This window comes from Streptomyces acidiscabies (assembly GCF_020010905.1).
GTDB classification, from domain to species: Bacteria; Actinomycetota; Actinomycetes; order Streptomycetales; family Streptomycetaceae; genus Streptomyces; species Streptomyces acidiscabies.
In genome coordinates this window covers 4384064-4403911 of record NZ_JAGJBY010000001.1, presented here as the reverse complement: position 1 = coordinate 4403911, position 19848 = coordinate 4384064, and the positions used below count along the sequence as shown (strand labels likewise).

Sequence of the window (19848 nt, the reverse complement as noted above, 5' to 3'; positions counted from 1 at the left end):
CTCAGGAGGGGACCCCTGCTTCTTGAGAGGCGCTCCTCCACTGCCGCAGCAGGCTGTTGACGGCCTGGCGGCCCGCCCGGTTGGACCCGACCGTGGACTGCGACGGCCCGAACCCGACCAGATGCACGCGTGGTTCGCCGGACGGCTGGGTGCCGACCAGGGTGATCCCGCCGGACTCGTTGCGCAGGTGCAGGGGGTCCAGATGCGCCAGCGCGGCCTTGAAGCCGGTGGCCCACAGGATCACGTCCACGGTCGTGAAGGAGCCGTCGGCCTCCCGGACCCCGTGCGGTTCGACGGCCGTGAACATGGGCCGGCGCTCCAGCGCCCCGCGCGCCTTGGCCGCCAGGGCGTACGGGGTCCAGGCGAGGCCCGTGTACGAGACGACGCTCCCGGTCGGCCGCCCCGCCTCGACGTCGGCGGCGACCTTGGAGATGATCTCGCGGCCCTCGACCTCCGGGTTGAACCCGCCGTCCCGGAAGACGGGTTCGCGGCGGGTGTACCAGAGCGTGGTGGCGACCCGGGAGATCTCCTCCAGCTGCTGGAGCGCGGAGATGCCGCCGCCGACGACGGCGACGCGCTGCCCGGTGAACCGCTCGGCGGAGACGTAGTCACGGGTGTGGAGCTGGACGCCGGTGAACGTCTCCTGGCCGGGGTAGTGCGGCAGGACGGGGTTGGTCCAGGTGCCGGTGGCGTTGATGACGGCGCGGGTGGTCCAGGTCCCGGCGCTGGACTCGACGGCCAGCTCGCCGTCGGGCCGGGCGTCCAGGGGGCGTACGGCGGTGACGGTCACCGGCCGCAGGATCGGCAGCGCCGTCGCCGCCTCGAACCCGGCGAAGTAGCGGGGGACCGCCGTACGGCTCGGCTCCTCGGGGTCGACCGGCGGTTGCGGGAAGTCGGGGAGGTCGAAGATGCCGTTGACGGTATTCATCCGCAGGGACTCCCAGCGGTGCCGCCAGGCTCCGCCGGGGGCGGGTTCGGCGTCCAGGACCACGAAGGTGCGTTCGCCGTCGGGGTCGGTGAGGGCGCTGGTGAAGCCGCGTCGCTTGAGGTGGTGCCCGGCGGAGAGGCCGGACTGTCCGCCGCCGATGACGACGACGCTCGCGCGGCGGGTACCGGCGGAGGGGGCCGTCGACGGGGTCGGGGGGCGCGTGTTCATGGGGTGTTCCTGCGGTGGGCGGTGGTGGCATGGCGTCGCATGCAGGTTCAACAGCATGACCGCGCACGCATTCCCCCGGGGCGGCGGGCAGGCCGGTGATCCACATCACCCCCTCCGGGCCGCCCGGGTTCGTCCGCCGTTCCTACTGCGCGTCCAGCGGGTGCACTCCCGTCCACCAGTTGCCCGGGGCCTCGGGGTCCCGGCTCGTCCAGTACTCCACGATCGCCGTGGTGAACTCCTCGCGGGACAGGGTGCCGTTGGAGTCCCGGTCCAGGCGGGCGAAGGCGCTGTCGGCCGTGGCGCGGTCGAGGGTGGGGAAGTGGCCGATCTGGAAGGCGTAGAACTCGTCGGGGTCGACGACGCCGTTGCCGTCCGTGTCGGCGATGGCCAGGAAGGCTTCGGCGAGGCGGCCGAGGGTGGCGGACGCGGCGTCGGGGTCGTCGGCGAGGCTGCGGGTCGAGGCGATGAAGTCGTCCCGGTCGATGGCGTCGGCGCCGCCCGCGAACGGCTGGTGCAGGTCGCGCCAGATCCCGACGTACGCGTCGACGACCGAGTCCTCGGCGGCGGAACCCTCCTCGTGCCCGAGGGCTCGGGCGGAACGCCGGCCCATGAGGACGTGGTCGTGTTCGGTGAGGCGGCCGTCGCCGTCGGCGTCGAGCTGGTCGAAGCCGCGGGCGATCTTGCGGGTGAGGAGGTCGTCGGCCACTGAAGTCCCCTTGTCCGTGCGGGCGTTGTGTGCGGGCTCTGTCAGGATCGCCCTGGCGGTGGGGGTCGCGCGGGGGTCTTGGGGGCGCGTCACCCCCGGGGAACGGGTGTGCGGGTGCGTTGCACAGGGGGGTGCGGGCGCTCGCGCGGCAGGCGTTCGGGAAGCGGCTCGACGCACTCGGCGCGAAGAGGGCGCTGTGCGTCGTGCGGTCACAGGGGCAGGCCGGGGAGTTGACGTACGCCGCCCTTACCCGCGCGGCTTCCCCGTCGTCCCCCGTACCACCAGCTTGGGGTCCACCACGGCCTCCCTGGGCTCCAGTTGCTCGTCCTCCAGCCGTTCCACCGCGAACCGCACCGCGTACTCCGCGAGCAGCAGCGCGTCCTGACGGACCGTCGTCAGCCCGAGCGGCATCAGGTGGGAGAGGTGGCTGTCGTCGTACCCGACGATCGAGACGTCGCGCGGAATGTCCAGCCCGCCCCGCGCGAGGGACATCATCAGCCCCATCGCGCACCGGTCGTTGCCCGCGAGGACGGCCGTGGGAAGCGGACGCCCCTCGCCGCGTTCGGCGAGGAGCAGCCGACCCGCCTCGATGCCGGACTGCTCCGTGTGGTCACCGGCGATGATCCGCGCCTCGGGCTGGAGGGAGTGCCGGCGCATCGCGGCCCGGTACGCGCGACGGCGTTCCGCGGAGCCGGGGCCCTTCCCCCCGTCGATGTGGACGATGTCGCGATGCCCGAGCTCGACGAGGTGGTCCATGGCGAGCCGGACCCCCTTGCCCTCGGCGGTGTGGACGCTGTCGACGCGGGCGTGCGGGACGCGCCGCCCGACGGAGACGGCGACGGTGCGGCGGCCGAGGGCGTCGAGGTCGGCGGGTTCGGCGTCGGAGCCGAAGAGGATGACGGCCTCGCAGCGGTGCGCGAGGAGCGCCTCGACGGCCTTGTCCTCGCCGCGTCCCCGCGCGGTCGCGGAGAGCAGGACGTCGTACCCGAGCCGCTCGGCCTCGGGGTAGATGCCCTCGATGAGGTCGGCGTGGAAGGGCTGGTGCGCGGCGATGAGGACGCCGATCGTGCGGCTGCGCCCGCGCGCGAGCAGGCGCGCGGCGTTGTCGAGCCGGTACCCGATCTCCCCGGCGACGCGCAGGACCCGTTCGCGGGTCTCCTGGCTCGCGCCGGGCTGATTGCGGAAGACGATCGACACGAGCGCCCGGGAGACCCCGGCGCGCTCGGCGACGTCCTCCATCGTCGGCCGCTTTCCCACCGTCACGTCCACCACCCTTCGCGGCCCACTGTACGTGGGGCCGGGAACCCCCAGACATCTCTTCGTAACGACCTATTGACATGACATTTGCACAGGCCCGATCGTACTCACATAGAGCGCTCCAGTAGAGCGCTCCAGGCCATCCGGAAGGACACGTCATGGCAAAGGCGCCTGCCTCCCTCCGCGCTACCGACGAACTGGCGGAGGCGGGCTACCAGTGGCTCGAACTCGGTCCGTACGGCTATCTCCCCACCGATCCACAGAAGTTGAGGGCGGAGCTGGAGGCGCGCGGCGCGTTCACGGAGCCCCCGGGGACACGGAGGCCGGTCGATGGCCGTTGAGACAGAGGGGGTCGGGGCTTCTCCCGGGGTCGCGCGGCGGCTGCGGGTCGTCACCGTCGTCGCCACGTTCGGCGGGCTGCTCTTCGGCTACGACACCGGCGTGATCAACGGCGCCCTGCCGTACATGAAGGACGACCTCGGGCTGACGCCGTTCACCGAGGGCATGGTCACCAGTTCGCTGCTGCTCGGCGCTGCGCTGGGCGCGGTCGTGGGCGGGCGGCTGTCCGACGCGCGCGGCAGGCGCCGGACGATCCTGGCGCTCGCGGTGCTGTTCTTCGTCGGCGCACTCGGGGCGACGCTCGCGCCGGACACGGCGTCGATGGTCGTGGCCCGGTTCGTGCTGGGGCTCGCGGTCGGCGGGGCGTCGGTGACCGTGCCGGTGTACCTCGCGGAGATCTCGCCCGCCGAGCGGCGCGGGGCGCTGGTCACCCGTAACGAACTGATGATCGTCAGCGGGCAGTTGCTGGCGTTCACGTCCAACGCGGTGATCGCCGACGTCGGGGACGAGTCGGGCGGCGTGTGGCGGTGGATGCTGGTCGTCGCGACGCTGCCGGCGGTCGTGCTGTGGTTCGGGATGCTCGTCATGCCGGAGAGCCCCCGGTGGCTCGCCTCGCGGACACGGTTCGCCGAGGCGCTCGACGTGCTGCGCCAAGTCCGGTCCCGGGAACGGGCCGAGAGCGAACTCGCCGAGGTGTCGGCGCTCGCCGTGAAAGACGCCGAGCAGCGGCTCGGGGGGTGGCGGGACGTCAAGTCCACGCCGTGGCTGCGGAAGTTGATGGTCGTCGGGTTCGGGATCGCGATCGTGCAGCAGATCACCGGGGTCAACACGATCATGTACTACGGGACGCAGATCCTCACCGACGCCGGGTTCGCCTCGGACAGCGCGCTCACCGCGAACATCGCCAACGGGGTGATCTCCGTGCTGGCGACGTTCGTCGGGATCTGGCTGCTGGGGCGGGTGCCGCGGCGGCCGATGCTGATGACCGGTCAAGTGGGCACGATCGTCGCGCTGTTCCTCATCGGGGTGTTCTCGCTGACGCTGCCCGCCGGGGACGGGCGCGCGTACGCCGTCCTCGCCATGACCGTCACCTTCCTCGCCTTCCAGCAGGGCGCGATCTCGCCGGTCACCTGGCTGATGCTGTCCGAGATCTTCCCGATGCGGATGCGCGGGTTCGGGATGGGCATCGCGGCCGTCGTGCTGTGGCTGACCAACTTCGTGATCGGGCTGGTCTTCCCGTCCCTCGTCGACGGGATCGGCGTCTCGGCCACCTTCTTCCTGTTCGTCGTCGCGGGCTTCTTCTCGCTCGCGTTCGTGAAGCGGTACGTCCCCGAGACCAAGGGGCGCACGCTCGAAACGCTGGAGGCGGAGCTTCGCGCCCGCTACTCCCGACCCTGATCGGAGCTGTTGGAATGACTGTACGCATCGGTGTCGTCGGCGCCGGGTGGATCGGCAAGGAACACATACGGCGGCTCACGCACACGGTGACGGGGGCGCGGGTCACCGCTGTCACCGACATCGATCCGGCGCGTGCCGCCGAGGCGGCGGGTCTTGTGGGGGCGCGGGTGCTGCCGGACGGCGCGGCTGTGATCGCCTTGGGTGACGTCGACGCCGTCCTCGTCACCTCCTGGGGGCCCACCCACGCCGAGCACGTCCTGAACGCGGTCGCCGCCGGGAAGCCCGTGTTCTGCGAGAAGCCTCTCGCCACCAGCGCCGAGGACTGTCTGCGCATCGTCGAGGCCGAACAGGCTTATGGGCGGCGGCTCGTGCAGGTCGGGTTCATGCGGCGGTACGACGCCGGGTACCGGCAGATGAAGGAGGTCATCGACGCCGGGCGGATCGGTGCGCCGCTCATCGTGCACTGCGCGCACCGCAATCCCGGTGTGCCGGACTCGTACACCTCCGACATGGCCGCGCTCGACACGGCCGTCCACGAAGTCGACGTCCTGCGCTGGCTGTTGGACGACGAGATCGTCTCCGCGCAGGTCGTCACGCCGCGTGCCACGCGGTATCGGGCCGCGCATCTCAAGGACCCGCAGATCATGCTGTTCGAGACGGCGAAGGGGGTGCGGATCGATCTGGAGGTCTTCGTCAACTGCCGGTACGGGTACGACATCCAGTGCGAGGCGGTCGGCGAGGAGGGGGTCGTGCGGCTGCCGGAGCCTTCCTCGGTGGCCCTGCGTGGTGCCGGTCAGCGTACGTCCGCCGTGCTCACGGACTGGGTGGAGCGGTTCCGGGGCGCGTTCGACACGGAGTTCCGGGAGTGGGTTGCGGGGGTCGGCGCCGGTTCCGCCCCTACCGGGCCCTCCGCGTGGGACGGGTACGCCGCGACCGTCATCACCTCGGCGACCGTCCAGGCCCTGGAGTCCGGCCTCGTCGTCCCGACCGACCTGAAGCCTCGTCCGGCTTTTTACGGAGGTGCTGCGTGAAGATCGCCCTCGACCCTTATATGTTCCGTGCGCTGTCGATCGACGCGATGGTCCGGACGGTGGCCGAACTCGGTTATGAGTACATCGAGTTGTCGCCGCGCGATGACTTCATGCCGTTCTTCGTGCACCCGCGTGCGGATGACGAGCGGATCGCGGAACTGAAGAACTCCCTTCGTACGCACGGGGTTCAGTTGTCCTCGGTGTTGCCGCTGTACAAGTGGTCGTCGCCGGACGAGTCCGAGCGGCAGGCCGCTGTGCGGTACTGGAAGCGGATGATCGAGATCACGGCCGAGCTCGAATGCCCGTTGATGAACAGCGAGTTCAACGGGCGTCCCGAGCGGGCCGCCGAGAGTGAGGCCGCGTTCTGGCGTTCGCTGGAGGAGCTGCTCCCCCTGTTCGAGCGGGAAGGCATCGCGCTGAATCTGGAGGCGCACCCGGACGACTTCTGCGAAGAGAACACGCCCGCGGTCGACTTGGTCCGCGCGATCAACAAACCGTGGGTGAACTACCTGTACTGCGCGCCGCACACGTTCCACCTGTCGGGCGCCGCAGAGGTAGGCGCCGACATCGCGCAAATGCTCCGCTACGCCGGCGACAAACTCCAACACGTCCACATAGCAGACTCGTTCAACCACAAAGGCTCGTCGGGCCTCCGCTACATCACAAACCCACCCGGCACCCCGACCCGCATCCACCAACACCTGGACATCGACCAGGGCGAGGTCGACTGGCCCACGTTCTTCACCACTCTCCGCAACCTGAACTTCGACGGCGTGGCAACGGCGTGCGTGTTCGCGTGGGAGGAACGGGCACGGGAGTCGTCGGCGCTCATGCTGGACCGCATCCGCAAGGAGCTGACGGCGTAGGCGTTGCCCGGGGCTGGGTCCTGTGTCGTCCTCCGGGAGGGCGGGCCAGCGGCAATGGGGAGCACCCCCGGCCCGGGGACGTCGGCGACCGCCGGGAACCTCGCTGGGCCCGGCGCCTGAGGGAACGCGTGACAGTCGTCGCCCGGCGGGCAAGAGCGTGACGGTGGGCCCCAGATCCGTGACAGGCCTCGCTCCGACCACGGGCGGGGCTCGTCACGGTTCGCGCAGGTCCGCAGTGCGGGGACAGGCGGTCTCGGGTATCGCCGGTCCTGAACCCGGCAAGCGTGCCCGGCACTTGTCGCCGGCCACGGCGCCGCGAGCCCCGACGCCAGCCCCTGCGGCACGGTAGGCGCTGACGTCCCCCTCGGCTCATCCCCCCGGCTCACAACTCCCCCACAGATCACCCCCGTTCGTGTCAGAACCATTGACCTCCCTTCCCCCACCCCCTACCTTCTGATCGATTTCCCGAACCTCGTTCGGGATTTCGGACGGCCAACTCCCCCCGCACCGGAGATCAGACGATGAGCGAACTGCCCCACCTTTCGCGCCGTGGGCTTCTTGCCATGGGTGCTGCTGTGCCTGCCGCGTTGATGCTGGGAGGTGGTACCGCGTACGCGGCGGATTCGGCGTACGCGATGTGTTACTTCACCGAGTCGACCAATCTCGGGGACGGTACGGATTACGGGCTGCATCTGGCCGTCAGTCCGGACGGGTTGAACTGGACGCCGCTCAACCAGAACAACCCCCTCGTCACGCCGACGGCGGGCGCGCTCGGGCTGCGGGACCCGTTCATCATGCGGAAGCAGAACGGGGCGTTCGTCGTGCTGGCGACGGATCTCAAGGGGACGGACTGGAGTTACAACAGCCAGTACATCCACGTGTGGGACTCGGCGGATCTGCGGAGTTTCACCGGGTACCGGCGGCTCAAGCTGCACGACATGACCACGCACAGCTGGGCCCCGGAGGCGTTCTGGGACGCGGGGCGGCAGCAGTACGCCGTGATCTACTCGGCCGTCAACTCCAGCGGCCACAACGTCATCATGGTCAACTACACGACGGACTTCGTGACGGCGTCGGCGCCACAGGTGTTCTTCGACCCCGGCTACGACGTGATCGACGGCGACATGGCCGTAGGGGTGAACGGCTACAACTACCTGTACTTCAAGAAGAACCAGACGTTGGTGAGCGCCCGCTCGACGACCCTGGACCCGGGCAGCTTCACGGAGTACAGCGCGGGCGTGGCCCACGGCGGCACGGAAGCCCCGACGATCGTCAAGTCCCTGACGAACAGCGGCCTTTGGTGGCTGTGGGGAGACACGTACACCCCCAACGGCGTGTTCTACGCCTGGCAGTCGACCAGCCCCGCGACCGGCACCTGGACCGCCCTCGACCAGAAGACGTACACCCAGCCGGTCAACTCCAAGCACTGCGGCATCGTCCCGATCACGACGGCGGAGTACGACAACCTCCTCGCGAGGTGGGGCGCACCCGCCTGGAACAGGCTCAAGTCGTACAACTTCCCGGCGCGTTACGTCCGCCACGCGAACTACGCGGGCCGGATCGACGAGTACCCGATCGAGCCGTACAAGGACTCGCTGTGGACCCTGGTCCCGGGCCTCGCGGACAGCTCGGGCGTCTCGCTGCGCTCCGTCAACTACCCGGACCGGTACCTGCGCCACTCCGACTACGTCCTCCAACTGGACGTGAACGACGGGACGTCGGCGTTCGCCGGGGACGCGACGTTCTACCGTACGGCGGGCCTCGCGGACGCGAGCTGGGCGTCGTTCCGGTCGTACAACAACCCGACCCGGTACATCCGGCACTACGACTACGCGCTGCGCATCGACCCGGTCTCGACGGCGACGGAGCGGCAGGACGCGACGTTCCGCGTGGGCTACTGAGGGCCGGGGCGGTGAGGGCCACGACAGGCGCGGTCCTCACCGACCGGTCAGGTCACCAGGTGTAGACGCCGTCCAGCGAGGCAGGGGCCGTCCCCGCGAGCGGCGAGAGCACGGTCAGGGGGCGGGACGTGCCGGAGACATGGCCGGAGACGTCGCCGGGCCACCAGCGGGCGGCGCCGGAGGAGTCGACGGCCGCGAAGTCGGTACGGCCGTCGGAGTCCACGTCACCTGTGAAGAAGCGGCTGTACGCGGCGAAGGACGTACCGGGCGCGAGCTCCTGGGCGGCGGACAGGCCCCCCTTGCCGTCGCCCTTCCACCACCAGAGGGTGCCGCCCGCGTCGACGGCGGAGACATCCGTGTTGCCGTTGTTGTCGAAGTCCCCGGTGGGGACGCCGGAGTAGCCGGAGAAGGCGGTGCCGGGGAACAGCTCCTGGCGGGCGCCGAAGGTACGGTCGCCGTTCCCGGGCCACCACCACAGGTGACCGTCGAAGCCCAGCCCGACGACGTCGGTGAGGCCGTCGGCGTTGAAGTCGCCGCCGGAGACCGCCTTGACGGTGCTGAACGAGGTGCCGGACATCAAGACCGTGGGGGCGGACAGGATGCCGTCGCCCTGTCCCAGCCAGAAGTTCAGCTGTCCCTGGCTGTTGATGGCGATGAGGTCGCCGAGGCCGTCGTTGTTGAAGTCGCCCCGGGCGGGGTGGAAGGACGAGCCGAAGGTGCCGCCGATCAGGGTGCGGTTCTCCAGGTGCCGTTCGCCGGTGGTGGCGTCGCCGAAGCCCCCGAAGTACCAGAGGTTGCCGTCATTGGTGCGGTTGAAGACGTCCATCTGCCCGTCGCCGTCGGTGTCGTCCCAGGCACGGGTGTCGGCCTCGCCGGTCTCGAAGGGCAGGCGGAGCAGCAGGGCGGCACCACCGGAGTAGGTGTCGTTGGTGGCCGCGGCGGAGATCTCCTGGGAGCTGAGCGCCCGGTTGTAGAGCACCACGCTGTCGATCGAACCGGCGAAGGGCTGCGCGCCGTCGAGCCGGTTGCCGACCTCGAGCGGCTGGGGGCGGGCCGGGGAGACGGCGCCGGCCGGCGCGGTGCCACTGTCGGCCTTGGCACCGTCGATCCACAGACTCAGTTCCTGGCCGGCGCGCACCAGAGCCACGTGGTGCCAGGCGTTGTCGTTGTAACTGGACGCCGAGACCAGGTTCTTGCTGCCGGAGGCCGTGGTGGCGTTGGCCACGATCCGGTTCTGCTCGGGTTCCGCGCGTATCCACAGCTGCGGCAGGCCCGCGCCGACGCCGAAGCCCCAGAGGATGGCCCGCAGCCCGGTGGTGGAGTTGTACTTGAAGTCGGCGGCGGCCGTGAAGTCACCGCTGAGACCGGCGTACGCGGGACTCGGTGTGACGTCGACGAAGCCCGCCGAGGTGTCCGGGGCGAGGGTCAGCGCACGGCCGAACTTGCCGGCGGTCAGCCGGGCGCTGCCGCGCAGGACGGCCGCGTTGCCTCCGGCGATGTCCGGGGTACGGGCGCCGGTCACCGGTCCGGTGATGACGGTCTGGCCGGCGGAGACGACGGTGAAGCGGACCGAGGTGCGGTCGTACAGGGTGGCGGGGTTCTGCCACGGGTCGGGCCCGGCCTCGTAGATCACTCCGAGACCGCCGGACGCGGTGCGGGTGAGGTCGGAGTAGCCGGCGCCGGCCTTGGCGATGGTCAGGCCCTGGGCGGGCGTCTGCCAGGTGGCGCCGTCGTCGAAGGAGGAGCGGAGTCTGAGGGTGCCCTGGAGCTTCGGACTCGCCGGGTCGTGGTAGACGGGTTCGGTGATCACCAGCTGGTTGAAGCTGTCTCCGCGCAGGACGTTGTTGAGGGACAGCACCGGGGCGAAGACCGTCGCGCCGGGCAGGTTGGCCTTGGTCGCCGGGTGCCAGTTCTCGCCGCCGTCGTCGCTGAAGGCCGTGGAGCGGTTGGTGCCCGCCGTGGCGGCGGCGTCGGTGTCGGCATCGTTGTTGCGGGAGGTCATGTAGAGCCGGCCGGTGGACAGTTGCGCGATGCTGGCCTCACCCACGGACAGGGCTGTGGCTGCGGGGTTGCTGTCGCTGATGATGGTGCTGTTGCTGGTTCTGTCGCCTCGATGCCAGGTGGCTCCGTGGTCGTCGGTGTAGATGGCGGAGGCGTGGTGTCCGTCGTTCACCCACGATCCGTTGTCCGCGATGCTGCCGTTCTGGTACGCGGGCGCCAGCAGCCGGCCGTCGTCGACGGCCGAGATCGGTCTCAACTGGATGCCGTGTCCCGGGCCGGGCTGGAGGAAGCGCATGCCCTGCAACTCGGCGGCGGGCTGGTTGTTCTGCCGGGGGTTCACCTGGTCGGTGATGTCCGTCCGGTTCACCCAGGTCTGGCCGTTGTCACGGCTGTACATGGCGAACGTCTGGATACGGTTCGCCTGGCCGTCCGGACCCGTGACTCCCCCGTTGGTGACCAGCCGCACGCTGTAGAGCAGCACCACCTGGCCTTCGACCTGTCCCGTGGCCGGGTTCTTGTAGGTGGCGTCGACGATCGGGGTGGGTTGAGCGTTGATGGCCGCCACACCCGGGTTCGCGGGGTCGCTGGTCAGACCGCGAGCGATGATCCGGGGTGCGGTCCAGGTGGCGCCGCCGTCCGTCGAGACCCGGCTCACGATGTCCATCTCCTGGGTGTCCAGGCAGGTGGCACCCAGCCGTGCTTCGGCGAAGGCGAGCAGCGTCCCGTTTCCGGTGCGGACCACCGAGGGGACCCGGAAGCAGGTGTAGGTCCGGCCGCCGATGGCCGTGTTGGAGGTGAACAGGGTCGTCTGGCTGGGCAGTTGTGGTGGCTGCGCGGTGATGACGGGTGCCGCGGCGGCGGGTGGCGGGGCCACCAGTGCGGCGGCGGCGATCAGCGGCAGCAGCAGACCCCGGACGACGGACGAGAGATTCATGGGGGGAAGCTAGGCGAGTGCGGGGGCAGGGTCCACCGAAATGTCGACCTGGACGCCGGTTCGCGTCGCGGATCTGTGCGGAACCCCTCTCGGATGTCGGATTTCCGGCGCCTGCCCCGCTGCGACTCGGTCTCTCCCGCTCGCGGGGCGGAAAGTTGCCCCCAGCGACAACAGGGCAAGGAGAGATCCCGTGAACGTCTCGACCACGACGGACACCCCGCGCGAGCGGCGGGCGGCGACGCTCGTGATGGCTTGTGTGGGGGTGTTCGTCGCCTATCTGCCGGTGACCACCGTGTCGGTGAGCCTCCCGGCGATCCAGCGGGCGCTGCACGCGTCGACGGCTGAACTGTCGTGGGTGAGCGACGCGTTCGTGCTGCCGATGGCGGCGCTGATCCTGACGGCGGGGGTGTTCGGCGACGTACACGGCCGTAAGAAAGTGTTCCTCGCCGGGCTCCTGTTCAGCGCGGTCGGCGCGGCGATCGCCCTGTCGGCGGGGTCGATAGAGGTGCTGTGGGCGGGGCAGGCGGTGTCCGGCCTCGGTGCGGCGGCGCTCCTGCCGACGACGCTCGCGCTGATCAGCCACGCGGTGCCGGATCCCCGGGAGCGCGGCAAGTTCGTCGGGCTGTGGGCGACGTCCCTGATGGGCGCGCTCGCGCTGGGGCCGGTGATCGCGGGGCTGATCCTGGAGCACTTCGCGTGGCGCTGGATCTACCTGCTGCCGATCCCGGCGTCGCTGCTCGCCCTGGTCATGGTGGCCCGCCTGGTCTCCGACTCCCGCGCGCCCGGCACCCGCCGCCTGGACTGGCCGGGCCAGATCAGCGCGGCGGTGACGATCACGGCGCTGGTGTACGGCGTCATCGAGGGCGGCGCGGGCTCGTTCGCGGAGGCGGAAGTCGTCGTCGCGCTGGTGCTGGCGGCGATCGGTGCCGTCGTCTTCGTGGTCGCCGAGCGGCGCAGCGAGAGCCCGATGCTGGACCTGAAGCTGTTCCGCTCCCCCGCGTTCACGGCGACGACGCTGGTCGCGATGATCAGCTTCCTCGGCCTGATCGGCTTCTTCTTCGCGCTGAGCCTGTACTTCGGGATGGTCCAGCAGCTGACGACGCTGGAGTCTGCGGGCCGGATGATCCTGGTGACGCTCGCGGCGATCGTCGTATCGCAACCGGCGTCGCGGCTGATGCACCGCTGGTCGCCGCGCGTCCTGATCACGGGCGGCCTGCTGGTGACGTCGGGTGCGCTGCTGTCCCTGACGTCGGTCGGCGTGGACACGTCGTACGGCTCGCTGTCCTGGCGGCTGATCCTGCTGGGCGTCGGCCTCGGCTTCGTCATCACGCCGATGACGGCCACGGCGGTCGCGTCGGTCCCGCATCAGCTCGCCGGCATGGCGGCGGCCGGAAACAACGCGTTCCGGCAGGTAGGCGGCGCACTGGGCCCCGCGGTACTGGGCGCGGTCCTGAGCACAAAGGCGACGAACGCCCTGCCGGGCCACCTCGCGGACGCGGGCATCTCGGCGACGGCCACGCGGCGGATCGGCGAGGCGGTGAACGAGGGCGGCCTAGGCGCGGTGGCCCGCCTCGACCTGGGCCCGGAACAGGGCCGGGCACTGGGCGCGATGTCGGAGGCGTTCCTGGACGGGCTGCACTTGTGCCTGGTGATCGCGGCGGGGTTGGCAGCGGTGGCGGCACTGGTGGCGGCGGTATTGCTGCGCAGGCCGCAGGGGGTGCCGGGGCCGACGAGGATCGCGGGGTCGGAGACGGGGTCCGCAGCGGAGTCCGAGGCGCGATCCGCAGCGGGCTCAAAGGCGGGGTCCGAGGCAGGCTCGGCGACGAGGGCCGCGGGCTCTACGGCCGGGGCTGAAGCGGGCTCTGTGGCCGGGGCCAAGGCGGGCGTCCCGGCGCAGCCCCCCGCGCAAACCTCAACGACCACCTGACCGACCCCCGGCAGACCGGTCGGGCCCAGCTGACCACCACCCGACCGGCCCCGGCGGGGCGCAGACCCCCGTACAGACCTCCGCAACCACCTGACCAACCGCCACCGGCAGACCGATTGGCCCGGCTGACCACCACCCGACCGGCCCCGGCGGGGCGCAGACCCCCGTACAGACCTCCGCGACCACCTGACGACCGACCACCTGACCAACCGGCCACCGGCAGACCGGTTGGCCCGGCTGACCACCGCCCGACGGGCCCCGCCCAGGCGCAGGGGCCCGTCACCGACCGGTCGTCGCCCCGCCGAACCTCGACCCACCATGCCCACCACGGACCAGCCGCCGGGGCAGCCCGTCACCAACCGGCCGCCGCCCCACCGAACCCCAACCCACCAAGCCCACCACCGGCCCACCGCCCCGACCGACCCCCGCCCCGGCACAGCCCGTCACCAACCAGCCGCCCCGACCAGCCCCGGCCCAAGGCAGCCCACCACGGACCAGCCGCCAGGGCAGCCCGTCACCAACCGGCCGCCGCCCCACCGAACCCCAACCCACCAAGCCCACCACCGACCAGCCGCCCCGGCCAGCCCCCACCCCGACACAGCCCACCACCGACCAGCCATCGACCCGCCGAACCCCCACCCGCCGGGCCCGTCCCCAAACGTCCGTCGGCCCACCGCCCCCCAACCCGCCGGCCCCGTCCCCGAACGCCCCTCGGCCGGCCACCCCCGACCAGCAGCCCCCTCCCCCACCCGCCCACAACAACGCACCCCCACACCACCCCCGTACCCTCCCCGCATGAGCCCCCACCCATCCCCCCGAAAAGCCCCCATGCCCCCACCCACATTCGACCCCCTCGACCTCAAACTCCTCCAAGCCCTCCAACTGGACGGCCGCGCCCCCTACACCCGCATCGCAGAAGTCCTCGGCGTCTCCGACCAGACCGTCGCCCGGCGGCTGCGCAAGCTGCGTCGCTCCACCCGGATGCGCGTCCTGGGCATCGTGGACGAGAACCGCCTGGGCCGCAGTGGCTGGATCGTGCGGATGCGGTGTACCCCGGACGCGGCGGAGCGCCTCGCGGAGGCGTTGGCGCGGCGGCCGGACACCGCGTACGTGGCGTTGGAGTCCGGCGGCACGGAGGTCGTCGCCTCGATGCGACCGCGCAGCCGCGAGGACCGTAACGAGCTGCTGCTCAACCAGTTGCAGCGCACCCCGCGCCTGCTGTCGGTGAGCGCGCACTGCATCCTGAACCACTTCTACGGCGGCGCCGCCGGCTGGCTCAGCAAGCTCCAGGCGCTCACCCCGGCGGAGGAAGAGGCCCTGCGCCCACCGCCGGTCACCCCGGAACCCGGCGTCGTACACATCGACGACACCGACGAGAACCTCCTCGCGGTCCTGCGCCAGGACGGCCGCGCCTCGCTCGGTGAACTCCAGTCCGCCACAGGCCAGTCGGAGTCGGTGGTCCGGCGCCGCCTGGAGCGGCTGCGCTCGTCCGGCGTCCTCTACTACGACGTGCAGTACGACCCCGAAGCGCTGGGCGGCACGGTCGACGCGATGCTGTGGCTCACCGTCGCACCGTCCGCACTGGCGTCGATCGGGCGGGCCCTCGCCGCACACCCGGAAGTGGCGTTCGCCGCGGCGATCACCGGCCCCGCGAACATCGTCGCCGCGACCCTGCACCGCAGCAGCGCTGACCTGTACACGTACCTCTCCGACAAGATCGGGGTGCTGGAAGGCGTCCACTCGGTGGAGACGGCGCTGACGCTGCGCCAGGTGAAGCAGCTCAACTACGAGCCGGTGCGCTGAACGTGCTGGTCAGGGACTCATCGGCCGCACATCTCGCGCTGCTAGGGTGCACCGCATGCAACCCCGCTGGCTCTCCGCGCAGGAGCAGCGCACCTGGCGCTCGTTCTCCGATCTCAGCCTCGTCATGGAGGACGCCCTCGACCAGCAGCTACGGCACGACTCGGGGATGAGCCACCTCAACTACTCGGTGCTGGTGATCCTCTCCGAACTGCCCGAACAACGGCTGCGGATGACGGACCTCGCGGAGAAGCTGCGGATCGCGAGGACCCGGCTGTCGTACACCATCGCCCGGATGGAGGAGGAGGGCTGGGTACGGCGCGAGGACTCCCCCGGCGACAAGCGGGCGCAGCTCGCGGTGCTGACGGAGGCGGGGGTGACCGCGCTGGCGGAGGCGGCGCCGGGCCATGTCGCCCTCGTACGGGCGACGGTCTTCGACCGGCTGACGCCGGAGCAGACGCGGGCGTTCGGGGAGGCGTGCGCGATCATCCTCGCGGGGATGACGGGCCCGGAGCGTCCGGCGCTCCCGGTGGACCTGCCCTGGCGACGCTGACCATCAAGCGCTGACCAAACAGGCCCTGACCAGGAACGATTCACTCGACTTCGATCACCGTCGAGCCAAGCCGCAGCCACATCTTGCAGATTTGCAACATCTCCGGCTATGGTCAAGGACAGTTGAAGCCTCAAGCAAGGAGCTGTCATGCGGATCTCCCGTACGGCCTGGGCCGGCGCCATCGCCCTGGGCGTCCTCGCCACAAGCGGCGCGGCAGTCGCGAACGCCGGTACAAAGCCGACGAGCGAGGACGCGCAATTGCAGAAGCTGTACGCACAGGCCGTGGCCGAGGGCGGCCGGCTCGTCGTCTACGCCGGCGGCGACAAGCCCGGCCAGGCCGACTACCTCAAGGACGCGTTCGTCAAGAAGTTCCCCAAGATGAAGGTCGACATCATCGTCGACTTCAGCAAGAACCACGACGCCCGCGTCGACAACCAGATAGACGAGCGGCACGTCGTCGCCGACGTCGTACACCTCCAGACCGTCGACGACTTCCCGCGCTGGAAGAAGGAAGGCGTGCTGGAGAAGTACAAGCCGGTCGGCTGGAACGCCGTGGACAAGCGCGTCAAGGACAAGGACGGCTACTACACGGGCCTGTTCTACTTCGCCTTCGCCAACGTCACCGCGACGAAGCTCGGTTCGAAGGCCCCGGTCGAGGCGAAGGACTTCCTGAAGCCGGAGTTCAAGAACAAGCTCGTCTTCACGTACCCGAACGACGACGACGCGGTCCTCTACTACTTCAAGCAGCTCACGGACGCGTACGGCTTCGACTACCTGAAGAAGCTGATGGCGCAGAACCCGAAGTTCGTGCGCGGCACCCAGGACTCCTCCGACCTCGTCGGCACCGGCGACTACGTCGCGAACTTCGGCAGCGGCGGCAGCGCGAACGGCGTCTCCCAGGTGACGCTCCCGAAGCAGTCGCCGTGGGTGGCGTGGCCGCAGACCGGCGCGATCCTGAAGAACGCCCCGCACAAGGCGGCGGCCAAGCTGTACCTGAGCTGGATCCTGTCGAAGAACGCCCAGACGAACGACATCGGCACGTGGAGCGCCCGTACGGACGTCCCCGCCCCGGCCGGCCGCAAGGGCATCTACGACTACAAGAACATGAACCCGCTGGGCCTCGGCGCGTTCATGAGCGACCGCACGGCGCTGGACCGCTACAAGGCGCGGATCAGCCTGTACGTCGGTGACGTCCAGGGCGTGAACCCGTCGGACCCGCAGGGCGTACTGGGCCTGCACCCGGTGAGCCAGAGCGGCAAGCAGGGCTGAGCGCCCGGTGGGGGTTCGATGTGCGGCGCGCCCGTACCCGTGCTGACCTGGTAACCATGACGCCCGAACCCCCACCCCCGGCCCGCCCGGTCCGTGCGTTCTCGCTGATCCGGCACCCGAAGCTGTGGATCCTGCCGACGCTGCTGAGCACGGTCCTCGCGTTCCTGCTCTCCCTGCTGTACATGGGCGGCATCGTCAGCCCGAACAAGCACCTGCACGACCTGCCGATCGCCCTGGTCAACATGGACCAGGGCAAGCCCCCGGCCGGGCAGCGGGCCAACCTGGGCACGCAGGTGGCCGAGGCGATCAGGAAGGCCCCCGGCGACCAGGCCGAATGGCGCCTACGCACCCGCGCGCAAGCACAGGACGAGCTGGACAGCGGCAAGGTCTATGGCGCCCTCGTGATCCCCGCCGACTTCACGGCCCGCACCCTCGCCCTCACCACCCAGGGCGCGACCACCCGCCCGACCCTGACGGTCCTGACGAACCCCGGCAAGGGCAGCCTCGGCTCCAGCCTCGCGAGCAGGATCTCGACGACGGCGGCGCAACAGGCGTCGAAGACGATCGGCGAGCAGCTGACGAAGGCCGACCCGGCGGCGACGGCAACCACGAAACTCCTGCTGGCGGACCCCGTACAGATCGCGACCGCGGTAGGCCACCCGATCGGCAACAACAGCGGCATCGGCCTGACCGCGTTCTACTACGCCCTCCTCCTGGTCCTGGCCGGTTTCATGGGCGGCAACGTCATCCACTCCGGCGTGGACGGCGCGCTCGGCTACGCGGACATCGAGATGGGCCCCCTGCACACCCGCCGCCCCACGATCGACGTCAACCGCACGCAGACCCTGCTCCTAAAAATGCTGATGACAGCGGGCATCACCCTGATCAGCTCGTCCCTAGTGATGCTGGCCTGCGTAACGATCCTCGGCATCGACGCCACCCACCTCCCCCTCCTATGGCTGTTCTCGTACTGCGCGACACTCGCCGTCGGCCTAGGAGTCCAAGCGATCAACGCGGCATTCGGCGGCATCGGCCAGCTCATCGCGATGTTCGTATTCATCGTGCTGGGCCTCCCATCATCCGGAACAACGGTCCCGTTGCAGGCGGTCCCCGGCTTCTACCGCTTCCTCTCCCACTTCGAGCCGATGCGCCAACTGGGCGACGGCGTCCGCGCGATCCTCTACTTCGACGCACGAGGCGACGCGGGCCTGACCCGAGCCTGGCTGATGATCGCGGTCGGCTTCGCACTCTCGCTGCTGTTCGGCTTCGCGATGACTCGCTACTACGACCGCAAGGGCCACAAACGCTTCACTCCACAACCCCCACTCGGTTCCTGAATTCCGTACGGCGGTAAGGGCACCGCCGACCTCACTGAACGGCATCCGCCTCACGGCGGCGCAGTCGGTCCGGTGCCCGAGAGGAACCGCCACTCCATGACACCGCCGCCTCACGCCAGGGCCTTCGTACCCGCGCGACCGCTGTCAGTGGGCGGTGCGAGACTCTGCGGCATGACTCGTAATGACCCCAAAGATGATCTGCACCGGTACCTCAAGGCGGCCCGTGAAGCTGTCGTATGGAAGCTCGATGGCCTGTCCGAGTACGACATCCGGCGGCCTCTCACGCCGACCGGTACCAATCTTCTCGGGCTCGTGAAGCATCTCGCCGGTGTCGAACTCGGGTACTTCGGGCCGACGTTCGGGCGGGCGCACGGTGAGGACCTCCCCTGGGAGGAGGAGGGGGCCGAGGCCAACGCGGACATGTGGGCGCGCGCCGACGAGTCGCGTGCGGAGGTGCTCGGGCTCTATCACCGCGCGTGGGCGCACACGGACGCGACCATCGGGGCGCTGCCGCTCGACGCGAAGGGCCACGTCGAGTGGTGGGGCGACAACGGTGACGTGACGCTCCAGTTGATCATGCTGCACGTGACGGCCGAGACGCACCGTCACGCCGGGCACGCCGACATCGTCCGCGAACTGATCGACGGCAAGGTCGGCATGCGGGAGACCAACAGCAACATGGACGGCGGCGACGAGTCCTGGTACGAGGAGTACCGGAACAAGCTGGAGGCGTCCGCCAAGGAGGCACAGGCCGACGCGGGCTGAACGGAGTCCGTTCGGGGCGGGCGGAACGTGTCAAGCATGGAAGCGGAATGTCCGCAGGCTGATCCTGACCTGCGGCTAATTGACCAGGAACGACACATCACTGCCATCCATCGAGCGAGACCTCTGGGCCTCCGTTCAGATACCGGGTCAGAGCACTGGCAGTGGTGTCGACAAAAGCTTCAGGGACGGCGTCGGCGTCGACCCAGCGGACCTGTGAGTGCTTGCGGGGTTCGCGGTTCTCGGGGTCGCCGGTCCATTCGTGGGTGGCGAAGACGACCGTGAGGAAGCCGTTGGGGGCTTCGACGCCCCGGGCGCCGTGGATGATGTGGGCGACCTTGAGGGACTCGGGCTTCACCGTGAGGCCCGTCTCCTCATACAGCTCGCGGACGGCTGTCTCCGTGATGGGCTCGCCCGGTTCGCTCTTGCCGACAGGGAGGTCCCACATGCCCTGGGCGAACTTCGCGTTCTCGCTGCGCTGGAGGAGGACGACGCGGTTGGTGGACTTGTCGTGGACGATGACGGCGGCGACCAGCAGAGTCATCGACTCGAGGGCGGGCGGCAGGGCTTTGGGCTGGTCGTCGGTTGTCCGCTGAGCCACGGCGTAAGTC

At 70.0% G+C, this 19848-nt stretch carries 16 protein-coding genes; 11 read left to right on the top strand and 5 right to left on the bottom strand.

Features of this window, described 5'->3' with window-relative positions:
• Nucleotide 1: 1 nt before the first annotated feature.
• The 3 genes from J8M50_RS20200 to J8M50_RS20190 all read right to left on the bottom strand — a co-directional run bounded on the left by J8M50_RS20200 (nucleotide 2) and on the right by J8M50_RS20190 (nucleotide 3101).
• Entirely contained in the window at nucleotides 2-1156 is a 1155-nt protein-coding gene (locus J8M50_RS20200; RefSeq protein ID WP_010358508.1) for an NAD(P)-binding domain-containing protein, read from the bottom strand.
• A 142-nt stretch (nucleotides 1157-1298) separates the two neighbouring features.
• Complete coding sequence (locus J8M50_RS20195) at nucleotides 1299-1862, bottom strand: EF-hand domain-containing protein (RefSeq protein ID WP_010358509.1); 564 nt, start codon at nucleotides 1860-1862, stop codon at nucleotides 1299-1301.
• Nucleotides 1863-2108: 246 nt separating this feature from the next.
• On the bottom strand, nucleotides 2109-3101 hold the full coding sequence (locus J8M50_RS20190; RefSeq protein ID WP_010358511.1) for a LacI family DNA-binding transcriptional regulator: 993 nt from the start codon (nucleotides 3099-3101) through the stop codon (nucleotides 2109-2111).
• A gap of 176 nt (nucleotides 3102-3277) precedes the next feature.
• Between J8M50_RS20190 and J8M50_RS20185 the strand changes: the two genes are divergently transcribed.
• From J8M50_RS20185 to J8M50_RS20165, 5 genes are all read left to right on the top strand, one after another.
• Nucleotides 3278-3460 (top strand): hypothetical protein, encoded by a 183-nt coding sequence (locus J8M50_RS20185; protein WP_010358513.1) that lies wholly within the window; start codon nucleotides 3278-3280, stop codon nucleotides 3458-3460.
• On the top strand, nucleotides 3450-4856 hold the full coding sequence (locus tag J8M50_RS20180) for a sugar porter family MFS transporter (protein ID WP_010358515.1): 1407 nt from the start codon (nucleotides 3450-3452) through the stop codon (nucleotides 4854-4856). Before J8M50_RS20185 ends, J8M50_RS20180 begins: the two co-directional genes overlap by 11 nt.
• A gap of 14 nt (nucleotides 4857-4870) precedes the next feature.
• Complete coding sequence (locus tag J8M50_RS20175; protein ID WP_010358516.1) at nucleotides 4871-5887, top strand: Gfo/Idh/MocA family oxidoreductase; 1017 nt, start codon at nucleotides 4871-4873, stop codon at nucleotides 5885-5887.
• Nucleotides 5884-6753 (top strand): sugar phosphate isomerase/epimerase family protein, encoded by an 870-nt coding sequence (locus tag J8M50_RS20170; protein ID WP_010358517.1) that lies wholly within the window; start codon nucleotides 5884-5886, stop codon nucleotides 6751-6753. Before J8M50_RS20175 ends, J8M50_RS20170 begins: the two co-directional genes overlap by 4 nt.
• Nucleotides 6754-7274: 521 nt before the next feature.
• On the top strand, nucleotides 7275-8654 hold the full coding sequence (locus J8M50_RS20165) for a glycoside hydrolase family 43 protein (protein ID WP_029184436.1): 1380 nt from the start codon (nucleotides 7275-7277) through the stop codon (nucleotides 8652-8654).
• Between the two features lie 52 nt (nucleotides 8655-8706).
• Here J8M50_RS20165 and J8M50_RS20160 read toward each other — a convergent pair whose 3' ends face one another.
• Nucleotides 8707-11589, bottom strand: coding sequence for an FG-GAP-like repeat-containing protein (locus J8M50_RS20160; protein WP_010358519.1), 2883 nt, complete (start codon nucleotides 11587-11589; stop codon nucleotides 8707-8709).
• 190 nt (nucleotides 11590-11779) lie between these two features.
• Between J8M50_RS20160 and J8M50_RS20155 the strand changes: the two genes are divergently transcribed.
• The 6 genes from J8M50_RS20155 (at nucleotide 11780) to J8M50_RS20130 (ending at nucleotide 19240) form a co-directional block, all read left to right on the top strand.
• Nucleotides 11780-13516, top strand: a complete 1737-nt coding sequence (locus J8M50_RS20155; protein WP_010358520.1) for an MFS transporter — start codon at nucleotides 11780-11782, stop codon at nucleotides 13514-13516.
• 828 nt (nucleotides 13517-14344) lie between these two features.
• Entirely contained in the window at nucleotides 14345-15319 is a 975-nt protein-coding gene (locus tag J8M50_RS20150) for an Lrp/AsnC family transcriptional regulator (RefSeq protein WP_010355162.1), read from the top strand.
• Between the two features lie 55 nt (nucleotides 15320-15374).
• Entirely contained in the window at nucleotides 15375-15869 is a 495-nt protein-coding gene (locus J8M50_RS20145) for a MarR family winged helix-turn-helix transcriptional regulator (protein WP_010355163.1), read from the top strand.
• A gap of 147 nt (nucleotides 15870-16016) precedes the next feature.
• Nucleotides 16017-17138, top strand: a complete 1122-nt coding sequence (locus J8M50_RS20140) for an ABC transporter substrate-binding protein (protein WP_010355164.1) — start codon at nucleotides 16017-16019, stop codon at nucleotides 17136-17138.
• A 56-nt stretch (nucleotides 17139-17194) separates the two neighbouring features.
• The gene (locus J8M50_RS20135) at nucleotides 17195-18475 is read left to right on the top strand and encodes a YhgE/Pip domain-containing protein (protein WP_010355165.1); all 1281 of its coding nucleotides are present in this window, start codon (nucleotides 17195-17197) and stop codon (nucleotides 18473-18475) included.
• Nucleotides 18476-18646: 171 nt separating this feature from the next.
• On the top strand, nucleotides 18647-19240 hold the full coding sequence (locus J8M50_RS20130) for a DinB family protein (RefSeq protein WP_010355166.1): 594 nt from the start codon (nucleotides 18647-18649) through the stop codon (nucleotides 19238-19240).
• Nucleotides 19241-19337: 97 nt separating this feature from the next.
• Here the strand turns inward: J8M50_RS20130 and J8M50_RS20125 are convergent, their stop codons facing one another.
• Complete coding sequence (locus tag J8M50_RS20125; RefSeq protein ID WP_010355167.1) at nucleotides 19338-19838, bottom strand: NUDIX domain-containing protein; 501 nt, start codon at nucleotides 19836-19838, stop codon at nucleotides 19338-19340.
• Between the last annotated feature and the right edge of the window lie 10 nt (nucleotides 19839-19848).